Origin of the sequence: Spiroplasma floricola 23-6, assembly GCF_002813555.1 — a bacterium.
Classification (GTDB): Bacteria; Bacillota_I; Bacilli_A; order Mycoplasmatales; family Mycoplasmataceae; genus Spiroplasma_A; species Spiroplasma_A floricola.
Map to the genome: position 1 here is coordinate 181081 of NZ_CP025057.1, position 12640 is coordinate 193720.

General features: G+C 24.2%; 12 protein-coding genes. 11 read left to right on the plus strand and 1 reads right to left on the minus strand.

Features of this window, described 5'->3' with window-relative positions:
• Nucleotides 1-72 precede the first annotated feature (72 nt).
• The 8 genes from SFLOR_RS00830 (at nt 73) to SFLOR_RS00865 (ending at nt 9673) form a co-directional block, all read left to right on the plus strand.
• Entirely contained in the window at nt 73-798 is a 726-nt protein-coding gene (locus SFLOR_RS00830; protein WP_100916202.1) for a hypothetical protein, read from the plus strand.
• Nucleotides 799-823: 25 nt separating this feature from the next.
• Entirely contained in the window at nt 824-1549 is a 726-nt protein-coding gene (nagB, locus tag SFLOR_RS00835) for a glucosamine-6-phosphate deaminase (RefSeq protein ID WP_100916203.1), read from the plus strand.
• 560 nt (nt 1550-2109) lie between these two features.
• Nucleotides 2110-3990, plus strand: coding sequence for a DUF6119 family protein (locus SFLOR_RS00840; protein ID WP_100916204.1), 1881 nt, complete (start codon nt 2110-2112; stop codon nt 3988-3990).
• 158 nt (nt 3991-4148) lie between these two features.
• Nucleotides 4149-4898, plus strand: a complete 750-nt coding sequence (tpiA, locus tag SFLOR_RS00845; protein ID WP_100916205.1) for a triose-phosphate isomerase — start codon at nt 4149-4151, stop codon at nt 4896-4898.
• Nucleotides 4899-4904: 6 nt separating this feature from the next.
• Nucleotides 4905-5723, plus strand: a complete 819-nt coding sequence (locus tag SFLOR_RS00850; protein WP_100916206.1) for a Cof-type HAD-IIB family hydrolase — start codon at nt 4905-4907, stop codon at nt 5721-5723.
• A 2-nt stretch (nt 5724-5725) separates the two neighbouring features.
• Entirely contained in the window at nt 5726-7315 is a 1590-nt protein-coding gene (gpmI, locus tag SFLOR_RS00855; RefSeq protein WP_100916207.1) for a 2,3-bisphosphoglycerate-independent phosphoglycerate mutase, read from the plus strand.
• A 169-nt stretch (nt 7316-7484) separates the two neighbouring features.
• Complete coding sequence (locus SFLOR_RS00860) at nt 7485-8663, plus strand: AEC family transporter (RefSeq protein ID WP_100916208.1); 1179 nt, start codon at nt 7485-7487, stop codon at nt 8661-8663.
• Nucleotides 8664-8674: 11 nt separating this feature from the next.
• Entirely contained in the window at nt 8675-9673 is a 999-nt protein-coding gene (locus SFLOR_RS00865) for an NAD(P)-dependent oxidoreductase (protein ID WP_100916209.1), read from the plus strand.
• Nucleotides 9674-10064: 391 nt separating this feature from the next.
• Here SFLOR_RS00865 and SFLOR_RS00870 read toward each other — a convergent pair whose 3' ends face one another.
• Complete coding sequence (locus SFLOR_RS00870; protein WP_100916210.1) at nt 10065-11045, minus strand: NAD(P)/FAD-dependent oxidoreductase; 981 nt, start codon at nt 11043-11045, stop codon at nt 10065-10067.
• Between the two features lie 66 nt (nt 11046-11111).
• On the opposite strand from SFLOR_RS00870, the gene tsaE reads away from it, so the two are divergent.
• The 3 genes from tsaE to SFLOR_RS00885 are packed head-to-tail and all read left to right on the plus strand — an operon-like array spanning nt 11112 to nt 12592.
• Entirely contained in the window at nt 11112-11528 is a 417-nt protein-coding gene (gene tsaE / locus SFLOR_RS00875) for a tRNA (adenosine(37)-N6)-threonylcarbamoyltransferase complex ATPase subunit type 1 TsaE (protein WP_100916211.1), read from the plus strand.
• Nucleotide 11529: 1 nt separating this feature from the next.
• Nucleotides 11530-12096, plus strand: a complete 567-nt coding sequence (gene tsaB, locus SFLOR_RS00880) for a tRNA (adenosine(37)-N6)-threonylcarbamoyltransferase complex dimerization subunit type 1 TsaB (RefSeq protein ID WP_100916212.1) — start codon at nt 11530-11532, stop codon at nt 12094-12096.
• A gap of 19 nt (nt 12097-12115) precedes the next feature.
• A complete protein-coding gene (locus SFLOR_RS00885; protein ID WP_100916213.1) occupies nt 12116-12592 on the plus strand; it encodes a hypothetical protein in 477 nt (158 codons plus the stop codon).
• Nucleotides 12593-12640: the final 48 nt, after the last annotated feature.

The following is a 12640-nucleotide window of genomic DNA, read 5'->3' on the forward strand; positions in this document are numbered from 1 at the left end:
TTAATTAAAATTAATGAAAAAATTTTTAAAAAAATAGGAAAAATTAAAAAAAATTATTGAGGTGGTATATAAGTGTTTTTAAGAATTAATGGAGATATTAACTATTATTTAAGAAGATCAAGTTTTATCAAATATTTTGATGAGCATAATTTATCTAGAAAATCAAAATGATATATTAAAAGAGTGGAAAAAAAGGTAAATGATAAAAATACATTTACATACTTTAAATATTGAATTCTTTGAAGATGAATTAATTTGCACTTTAAACTATCTGAAAATTTTGTTACAAAATTAAATAGAAATATTAAAAAATTAAGTTTAACATTAACTTCAAGAGAAGAAAAATTTATACGAGATTTAGAAGAATTAATTTTTAATTCTTGAAGACCTTTAAAACAACTACCTGTAAAATTTGATTTAGAGAGAAAAGAAAAAATAAATCTAATTCAAACAAATGTTAATATTCATAACTATAGTCCAGAAAAGAAAGAAAAAAAGCTTAAATTGCTTGGTAAATTTGATTGCTATTTCTCTAATTTTAATATTTATTTGACTGATAATAATCAAAAAGTTATTAAAATAATTAAAAATAACTCTATAAGTGAAGCTTATATTGAAACTTTTGGTGTTGTTATTATTACAGATGAAGCAAAATTTCTATTTAGGGGTAAAAATAGATTATTAACATGTGTATTATTACAAAGAATGATACCAAGATTAAACTTAAAATTAGAATCTACAGAAGACTTATATAATTATTTTGACTTTTGAAATAAACTAGTTCTAAAATTTAGTTAATATATATTTATAGGAGAAATAAGATATGAAAATTATTAAAGTTACAGATAACAAAGAAGCAGGAAAAGTAGTAAGTGATTTAATTCTTAAGGAAGTTAAATCAAAATCAAATATAGTTTTAGGATTGGCAACTGGAAGTTCACCAATCACTACATATGAAAATATTATTTCAAAATCAAAAGAAGAAAACATTGATTGAAGTAATGTTACAACTTTTAATTTAGATGAATATAAAGGTTTAGAATCAACTCATAATCAGTCATATAGATATTTTATGAATGATAAGTTGTTCAATCATATAAATATTAAAATGGAAAATACTTTTGTTCCAAGTGGAATGATTAATTCAAATGAAGAAGCACAAAAATATGATGAATTAATTTTAAAACATGGAGGAATAGATCTGCAATTACTTGGTTTGGGAATTAATGGACATGTTGGTTTTAATGAACCTGGAAGTGATTTTGAAGGTTTAACTTCAATTGTAGATTTAACAAAATCAACAATTGAGGCAAATTCAAGATTCTTTGATAATGAAAAAGATGTTCCAACAAAAGCAATCTCAATGGGATTAAAATCAATTATGAATGCAAAAAAAATTATTTTAATTGCAACAGGAGAGGCAAAAGCACTAGCTGTAAAAAATTTAATAGAAGGACCAATTTCAAAGGATTGACCTTGCTCAGTTCTTTTAAATCATTCTGATATAACTGTTGTTATTGATAATGAAGCAAGTAAACTATTAAAATAAAAAATCCCTTTAATTAGAATGCTAAGAAATTAATAAAGAGAAATATTTAAAAAAGAAAGTTATGCTTTCTTTTTTAAATATAATATAGAGTCTCCTTAGAATTAAAAAATATTTCAAAAAATTTTTGAAAAAGTATATTAAAACTGCTATTCAAACTAAAATTACTGTTCTAAGAGTTTATTAATAATAAAGTAGATATTAAATATATAAATATTAAAATAGTGGAGTTATAATTAAACTATTCCGATAATAAATTAAATAAAATCTTATTTATTTAAGTTTAAAAATATAATTAAAAGAAACTTAAGAAATATATAACTAATAAATATTTTATTATGGAATTTAAAATTAAAGAGTATAACTAATAAAAAAAATTATTTACTATTTTATAGAATTTTATTTTAAGAACTCATCACTACAATTATTTTAAAAATTATAAAAATATTATTGTAACTATTTTTAGTGATAAGCTAAATTTATATATCAATTATATCTATATAAGTTAAGAGTTTTTTAAATTAGATTTTAAAATTAAATAATTTATAAAGAAGGGTAAAGTTATGGAAATTAAAAAGAAATTTAGAATTTATAAGATTGATAAAGAAAAATTTAACTCAATTATAGAAAATGAAGAAGATGAAAAATATAAAGAAAAAATTTGCAGTTTAATAATCGATGAAGTAATAAAAAATAACAATCTTGATAAAAAAGACAGTAACTTTGTAAAAATAAATAAATTAGATAATCAGAGAAAAAATGAAGAAGGGAATTTTTATTTATTAGTTTATAAAAAACAAAGTGATCCTAATTGAATACAAGGCTTTATTGGAAAAGAAATAGAAGAATATAATGAAAAAAATCAAAAAAATAAAAAAGAGATTATGGATTTGAAAAATAATAAGCTTTCCTTTTTATTACTTAAGCCAGTTAATGATGACATATATGCTTCAACAGGAGGGAATGCAAGTAGTTATATAAGTCAATTTATTGTAAGAAATTTTGGTACTGAAATAATATGCAAAATTTATGATGAAGACGATAATGTTTTCGAAGGAATAAAACAAACTTACAATAAAGGTAAAAGACAGTATAATGCTTTTTATAATAGAAGACCCTCTAATTATAGAAGTGAGAGAACATTTTGGGATAAATTTGGAGGTGCAAGAGTTAGAATTAAAAATCAAATTGCATGTGATTTAGGACTTATTTCACAGGAAGATTTAGAAGAAATGGATCAAAAAAATGATAGTGAATATATTAAAACAAGAATAGAAGCAGGCGATTCATTAGAAATTAAAGAAACTATGTCCATAGAAAAGTATTTTTCAATAATGTCAAAAATAGATGAAATAGATAAATTACCTTTAAAAATTCTTTTATCAAATTTCATTGATGTAAATGAAGAGGGAATAAAGAACTCTGATTTATTCACAAAAATGCATGATGAAATGAGCAATAAACTAAGTGATTTAAATAAAAGAGATATAATTTATTCAAAAATTTATATTAATTTCTATTTATATGAAAATTTTACTAAATTTTCTAATTATCAACTTTTAGATGATAAAGGAAGAGAAATTCTATCTAGTAGAAATGCTATTGAATTTAATGATATTTTTGAAGAGTTTATTAAAAATTTTAAAAAAGATCCTGATAAAATTTCTCGTACTTCAATAGAAACTTTTTTTAATAAATGAAAATTAAAAATTTATGAAGATAATGGAAATGAAGTGCTAAATGCGAAAATTAAAGATACTATAGAGGTTGAATACTATTTTGAAGAACATCAAAAGACTTTTTATTTGGAAAATGGAAAATGATATTCATTAGCTAATAATTATATAAATTTAATTAATCAAAATATAAAAAAATATTTTGAAGATAATCAAAAAAAAATAGACATCTTAAAACAAAACAGTCAACTAATGAATTTAGAAAATATTAATAACGAATCAGAATATAATAACCAATTTAATTCAATTAAAGCAAATGAATTAAAAGGTATAATACACAGTGATCAAGTTACTATTAACAAAGTAGAAATCTGTGACTTAATATTTATTTCTGAAAGTAATCAAATGTATCTTATATGTAATAAAAGTGAACCATCCGGGAAAGGATCTAGAGATTTATTTTCTCAAATTAAAGCATCAGCTCTTTTGATGAATTCTTCTAATCAAGAATTTAAAAATGAATATTACAATACATTACTTCAAAAAGGTAAAATAACTAATAATATTTCTAAAGAAAGGTTTATAGAATTGTTGAATAATTCTATATATGTATGTTCTTTTATAAAGAGAGAACTAACTCAAGATACAAATTCTATATATTCTAAGATTATGTTTTTAGAAACAAAAGAGGAATTAGATAAAATGTTGAAAGATTTAATTTTGTTTAGTCCACAAATTGTAAAATCAAATAATGATAAAGATGAATAAAAAAAGCAAGAAATTATTTTAATTGTAATAAGAGAGGAAAAAGTTCAAACTGTTAAAAAAAAAGAAATCCCTTAAAAGGGGATTTTTTATTTTGGAAAATATCAATATTGAATATGGTGTAAAATTATTAAGTAGTTACTAAAGGAGTATATAAAATAATGAGAAAACAAATTATTGTAGGGAACTGAAAAATGTTCAAAACTAATTCACAAGCTGTTGAATTTATTAAATCAGTAGATTCAAAAGTTAATAAAGATTCAAATATAATTGCAGGTATTGCTGTACCTTCAATTATGTTAAGCGATGTGCAAAAAGTTGCAAAAAATATAGTTATTTCAGCACAAAATTGCTATTTTGAAAAAGAAGGAGCTTTTACTGGAGAAATATCAATTCCAATGTTACAAGACTTAAATGTTAAATACGTTGTTATTGGTCACTCAGAAAGAAGAGACATTTTTGGAGAAACTGATGAAATGATAAATAATAAAGTAAAAGCTTTACTATTATCAAATATTACACCAATTTTATGTTGTGGAGAAAGTTTAGAAACTTATGAAAGTGGAAAAACAATAGAGTGAGTTAAATCACAAATTACTAAAGATTTTGCAGGTGTTTCACCAGAAGATGCAAAAAAAGTAGTTATTGCATATGAACCAATTTGAGCAATTGGAACAGGAAAAGTAGCAACTCCAGAAATTGCACAAAATGTATGTAAAGAAATTAGAAATATTATTAAAGATATTTATAATGAACAAGTAGCAAACGAAATTTTAATTCAATATGGTGGAAGTGTGAAACCAGAAAATATTAAAGATATTTTAGATCAGGCTGATATAGATGGGGCACTAGTTGGTGGAGCTTCTTTAATTGAAGATTCATATTTAGGATTAGTAAACTATAAAGGATAATTTAATATGAATTACAAAATTTTAGCACTAGATATGGATGGGACTACTTTTAAAGCATTAGATGACATTGTTATGGAAAATGTTGAACCTATTAATCAAGCTATTAAAAAAGGAATAAAAGTGGTTTTTGTTACTGGAAGACCAATTCATACAAAAATAAATAGACTTGAGCTTTTTGATTTTTCAAATGATGGAGCAATTTTTGTTGCATTTAATGGAGCTCTTATTTATGATTTAAAAAATAAACAAGTAGTTGATGCAAATCCTATAGATAAGCAAACTGTTTTAAAAGCTTTTGAACTTTTAAAAACATCAGAGGAATTTAAAGAAATCGAACTTTGAGCTTACACAGTTGATGACACATTAAGTTACATAAATAGACCTATAAAAGGATCAAAAGTTTTAGAACACGAAACACATTTTTTTGATTATGAACCAGTAGTTTTTACATCTGATATGGAAATGTTAGATTGTCATAAAATTCTTGTAATGAATACAAATATTAAGTTTGTCAAGGAATTAAGAAATTTAGGTTTAGAAGTTTCTTGAACTGAGGGTTCATTGGCAGGAGAAGTAACTAAAAAAGGTATAAATAAAAAATATGCTTTAGAATTTTTATCAAAAAAATTCTCAATAAATAAATCAGAAATTTTAGCAATGGGTGATGGAGCAAATGATTTACCTATGTTTGAATATGCAGGTTTATCAATAGCACCAGCAAATGCTCATCAAGAAATAAAAGATAAAGCAACAGTAGTTTCTGAATATACTAATTTAGAAGGTGCAGTGGCAAAAGCAATTAATAAATATATATTAGGAGAATAAACATGAAAGCAAAAAAACCAGTAGTATTGGCTATATTAGATGGATGAGGACTTGCAGAACCAGGTAAAGGAAATGCTGTTCTTCAAGCAAATATGGAATTTGTAGAAAGTTTAAAAAAAGAATACCCATGAGTTTCATCACATGCAAGTGGTGAATGAGTAGGATTACCAGAAGGACAAATGGGTAATTCAGAAGTTGGTCACATTCATTTAGGAGCAGGAAGAATTAAATATGAATCTTTATCATTAATTAATAAAGCAATTTCTGAAAATAAATTTGATTCAAATGAAGAAATTCAAAAAGCAATTAAAAACTCTTTAGATAAAAATAGTGCATTTCATATTATGGGATTATTTTCAGATGGTGGAGTTCATTCACATATGAAACATATGTTTGCAACATATGAATCAGCAGCTAAAGCTGGAGTTAAAGAAATCTATTTACATTTATTTACAGATGGAAGAGATACAAAACCAACTGTGGCATTAAATTATTTAAAAGAATTAAACACATTAATTGAAAAATATAAAGTTGGTCAAGTAGCATCAATTTCAGGAAGATTTTATTCAATGGATAGAGATAAAAGAATGGAAAGAGTTGCTGAAGGTTACAAATCAATGGTCAATAGAAATTGTGAAAACTCATTTACAGATCCAGCATCATATATTCAATCACAATATGATTTAGGAAAAGATGATGAAGGAATTATTCCTGCATATAATTCAAATTGTAATAATGGTTATGTTAAAGAAAATGATACTGTTGTTTTTATAAACTTTAGACCAGATAGAGCTATTCAAATGGCAAGTACATTTACAAATCATGATTATGCTGCATGAAGTGATGCTTCATTTAAAGATTTAACTTTCTTAGGAGATAAAATTTATTTCCTATGTATGATGGAATATTCAGATTCAGTTAAAACAAATCATATTGCATTTAAATCAATTGAAGTTGTAAATGGTTTAGGAGAATGATTAAGTAAAAAAGGATATAAACAGTTAAGAATTGCTGAAACTGAAAAAATAGCACATGTTACTTTCTTTTTTGATGGGGGAAAAGATTATTTTAAAAATGGTCTTGCAACTCAAGAAGAAATTAAACTTGATGGAGCTTCAATTGACTTAATTGCATCTCCAAAAGTAGCAACTTATGATTTAAAACCAGAAATGTCAGCTGTTGAAATTACAGATAAATTAGTTGAAAGAATTGCATCAGAAGAATTTGATTTAATTGTTTTAAACTATGCAAACTGTGATATGGTTGGTCATACAGGTGTGTTGGATGCTGCAATTAAAGGTGTAAAAACTTTAGATGAACAATTAAAAAGAGTTTATCAAGCATGTGAAGAACATGGAGCAGTAATGGTTATTACAGCAGATCATGGAAATGCAGAAATTATGATTGATGGAGAAGGTGGGCCAAATAAAAAACATACAAGTCAACCAGTGCCAATTATAATAACTGATAAATCAATAAAACTGAGATCAAAAGATGCAGCTATTGCTGATGTTTCACCAACAATTTGTGAAATATTGGGAGTAGAAATACCAGAAGAAATGACTCAACCTTCATTAATTGAAAAAAATTAAAAGGTTTTTCTAATACAAATAAACATACTCTAGTTTTTTAAATGTAGAGTATGTTTTTTTATATAAAACTTTTCTTATTTTTTAATGAATACTATATTATTATTAATTCGTAGGGAAGAAATAGTTCTAAATTTACAGCATATAAATTTAGAAAGGATTTTTACATTAAATGATTTTATCGACAAATGTTGGACAAACAATTGTAAAAGTTTTGTCAGATTGAGGTTTTTGAGGAGCCATAATATCTACTCTAGTAGTAATAACATTGGGTTTTTTATTAACCAAAAAAAATATTTTAAAAAAAGAATGAGATAAGGTTTTTGTTAAAGTTGTTATGGTAATAGGATTGCCAGCATTAGCATTAGAAGGTTTTTTAACAGATATTACAGTTAAAGATTTAATAAATCAAATGGGAGTTTTAGCAATAGGTTTTTTATTTTATTCAATTATGATGTTTACTTCAAGATATTTCTTTTTAAAAACTAATAAGGATATCCAAGATACATTAGCAATGTGTGTAGCTTTAGCTTCCACAACATTTTTTGGTCTACCAATAGTTGGTGTAATTTTTGGTTTAGAAGGAACTGTATCAGGGAACATATTCAATGTTCCTTATAGAATCTTTTTATATAGTTTAGCTTTAATGATTATGAGTAAAAAAAATCTTACAGCTACTTTAACAAAAGAACAAAAATTAGAATACAAATTAAAATTTAAACAATTAAGTGTAGAAGAAAAACAAACAATTAGAAATGAGAAAAATACTAAAATTAAAAATAGTTTAAAAACTATTTTTGTGAATCCAATTTTAATTGCTACATTTATTGGATTATTTATCTGAATTACTCAGTTAATTCCTGGTATTGATGTTTTAAAACATGAAGGAAAAACATATTCAGTTTTAAGAATTGATATATTATTCCCTCCAATAAATAAAACATTAAAAATTATTTCAGGAATTTGCACTCCTTTAGCATATCTTGCTGTGGGAATGAGTTTAGCTTCAAGCGATATTAAAGCAGCTGCAAAATCAAAACTAGTTTGATATTCAACTTTTATAAAAGTTTTAGTTGCTCCAACAATTATATTGTTAATGGCAATTGCATATTCATCAATTGGAAAAGCAATTACAGGAAATGGTATTCTTACAGAAGCTAACTTAGGAGCATTAGTTGTTATGACAGCAGCTCCACCAGCTTCAGTTGTAGTTTCTTATGCTATTTCTTTTGATAAAGAAAAAGTATTGGCAAGTAATCTAGCTGTCTTATCAACTCTTATGTCAATAGTTATGATGCCATTTTGAATTGTCTTAGTTAAAGTACTAGGATCAACACCATTATTTAGTTAGGAGAAAAAAGTATGACTAAAAAAATTGTATGTTATGGTGTCAGAGACACTGAAAAAGCAATATTTCAAAAAGTTGCTTCTAAATTTCCTTATGAGTTAGTTTTAGAAGAAAAACTATTAACTCATGAAAATGTTGAAACTGCAAAAGGAGCTTATGGGGTGATGCTAAGAGCCAATTGTGTTGCAGATAAAGTTAATCTAGATAAATTTAAAGAATATGGAATCGAATATGTTTTAACAAGAACTGTAGGATTTAATCATATTGATTTAAACTATGCAAAACAATTAGGATTTAAAATGGCTAGAGTTCCATTTTATTCACCAAATGCAGTAAGTGAATTGGCAGTTTCATTAGCTTTAGGGTTAATGAGAAACACATTTTATATGGCAAAAAAAAGTAATGAAAAAAACTTTATAGTAGATAATTTTATGTATGCTAAAGAAATAAGAAACTCTACAATAGGAATTATTGGAACAGGTAGAATTGGTATGGAAACTGCAAAAGTTTTTAAAGGAATGGGAGCTAACATAATAGGTTATGATCTTTATCCAAATAAGGATAATGAAAAAATACTAAAATATGTAGATTTTGAAACAATAGCAAAAGAAAGTGATGCAGTAATACTTCATTGTCCTCTTATTGAAGGGGAAAACAATGAGTTCATTAATAAAGAATTCTTTAATAAAATGAAAGACAACTCATTTCTTTTAAATCTTTCTAGAGGAGAGTTAGTTAATAATTTAGATCTTTTAGAAGCTGTAAAATCTAATAAACTTAAAGGAGTTGCACTTGATACTTTATCAAATGAGGGTCAAATTTTCTTTAAAGACTTTCAAAATAAAGAACTTCCAATTAATGTTTACAATGAGCTACTTAAATTTTCACCGCGAGTTATTTTTACGCCCCATATTGGTAGTTATACAGATGAGGCAATTAAAAATATGGTTGAAGTCTCTTTAGAAAACTTACAAGAATTTGAAAAATATAACAGTTGTAAAAACGCTATATAAAAAAATATCTTCTATGCATTAGAAGATATTTTTTTATTGTTATAGCACCTTTCAAGTTTTAATGCAGTTATTATTAAAACTAAATTAGTAGATATTTTATTATGCTCTCTATTTTTTTTTATTAACAAATAAATTATTTATTTAAAATTATTAAATATTGATATGCTGTTATTATAAATACACATTTCACTGTTCCAAAATTAAATAGCTCTAAGTTATTTTTAGTAAATAAATTAAATAAAAAATAAAGTATTGAAAGAACTGAGATATTTAATTCTGTAACTCATTAATGATTATTTTCAAGTAGTTAATTAGAGTTTTGTTTGAAATATTGATATACTTGCAGTTTTAATTATTAATTATTCCAATAAAAAAGCAATTATTATAGTTTTTATCAACCATTATTAACTGCTTTTCTATCTTTAATAATTTTTTCAATGTTAACAACTGCTTGCATTGATTCATAAACACCTGAAATAAGATTTCTTATTTTTGTTTCATAAATACAACAATCTCCTGATGCATAAATTCCTTGTACTGAAGTTTGCATTGTTTGATCAACTTCAAATCTATTTAATTTATTTATTTTTAAATCTAAATTTTCAAATTTCTCTTTTTCAATTGTTGAACCAAATTGAACTATAATAGAGTCAACTTCTAATTCAACTTCTTGATTTGAATCAATTTCTATTATTTTAATTTTTTTTACTATGTCGTTATCATCTTCACTAATTTCTTTAAAGTTATAAGGAGTTAAAAATCTAACATGATTTTTTTTAGCTTCTTCTATACTTGCTGGTTTTGCTCTAAATTCGTTTCTTCTGTGAACTATTGTAACTGATTTTGCTATACTTGTAAGTTCATTTGCTCAATCCAATGAAGAGTCTCCTCCACCAAATATTGTCACATTTTGATTTTTAAACTCTTGCATATTTGTAATTGAGTAGAATATATTATCATATAGTTTATCAACTAATTGTATTGGTTTAAAAACACCCATTCCATCTGTAAATAATATTCTTTTATATTGTTTAACTTCTTTATTTGAAAATTTAACTTCAAATCAGTTAATATGTTTTTCTTCTTCAGGTTTAATTGTTTTTATTTCTAAAACATATGTATTGTAAGTTAAATTAATGTCATCATTTTCTTTTTTAATTGATTTAAACATTGCATCCATTGCTTCTTGCCCTTGAATTTTAGGAATTGCTGGAAAATTATATATATATTTTTCTGGATAATAAGTAGTTACTTGACCTCCATAAGTGTCTTTGGCTTCAACTACGTCACCCGTTAATTTTAAATCTGCTGCCATTTTTCAAGCATACATTCCAGCAGATCCACATCCAATTATTAAAATATCTTTAACCATAATTGCCTCCAAAATAATGCAAAATCATTATATCATATATACATACGTTAAAAGGAGCAATAGCAAATGAGATTTGAAATTAATAATTTAGATGAGTTAAATAAAGTTGTTAAATATATTCTAGATAAGTTAAAAGAAAATGTTTGCTTAATTCTTGATGGACAAATGGGTGCAGGGAAAACAACTTTCACAAAGAAAGTGTTAAAGGAAATGGGATTAAATGAAATTGTAACTTCACCAACTTTTACAATTATGAATCAATATCAAATAAAGGAATTAAAAATTAATCATATAGATGCATATAGATTAACTTTACAAGAAGATTCACAAATGTATTTAGAAGAAATGATGAATTCATTAAATATTGTAGAATGAAGTGAAAACTTGGCAATTAATTATAGTTCTTATTTTAAAGTAATAAAAATTGAAATTGATGTAATTGATGAAAATAAAAGAATATTTACAGTTGAGGAGGAAAATTAATATGAATCTTTTTTTAGATACAAGCAATAATAAATTAATTCTAATTTTAGAAAAAAAAGAGGAAATTGTAGATTTTTTATTTTTAGATAATCAAATAAGAATTAGTGATATTGCTTTAGAAGAACTTAATAACTTTTTGCAAAGAAATAATTTAACAATACATGATATTAAAAATTTTTATGCAACAAAAGGGCCTGGAAGTTATACAGGAGTAAGAGTTGCCATTACAATTGTTAAAACTTTAAAAACTATTAATAATAACTTTAATGTTTATTTAATTTCTTCACTTGCTTTTCAAGCTTCTAATAAGAAAGCAATTAGTATTCTTGATGCAAAAGGATCAAAAATTTATTTGGGAATCTATGAAAATGCTAAAAACATAATTGCTGATCAAGTTATACCTTTAGATTATTTAGAAGATTTTAAATCTCAATTTAAAGATTTTGAAGTACTTCAAGATTATAATAATATTGATTTTAAAGAAAATTATTTAAAAACTAAAAAGATGTTTGAAAAAGCTACTGATATATCAAGTATAAATCCAGTTTATATAAAGCATTTTATATAAAAATAATGAGGTATAGATTATGAAAGAAAAAGGTCAAATTGGAGTACTACCAACATGAGCAATGATTTTAATTGTTGTTTTTTTCATAATCGGACTTGCTATTTCTATTTGAGGATTCATATCTGCTTTTAATTCAAAGAAAAAAAGAGTTAAAACTAATTTAGAATTTTTATTTAAAGATAAACAAATAATTAAATATGGAAATACTTTTAAAGAGAAAAACGGGATTTATGCACTTATTTTTACAAATTTTGATGAAAATGATTACTTTAGACCAATATTTATTTTTCAAGCACAAGATTTTGATTTAATATCTAAAAATATTATAGAAGAGATTAAGTCTGAAAAAAATTTATCAATTAAAGAATATATGAATGAAAAAAACTTAAAAAAAGAAGATATACATTTCGTAAAACTAGAAAAGGAAAATAACAAAGAGCTATTAGAAACTTGAATAAAAAAAACTAACTCAAAAACTAGAGGCTTTAATCAATAAAACTTTTTTTTAAATCCACTATATTATGGAATAATTTTCAATTGATAT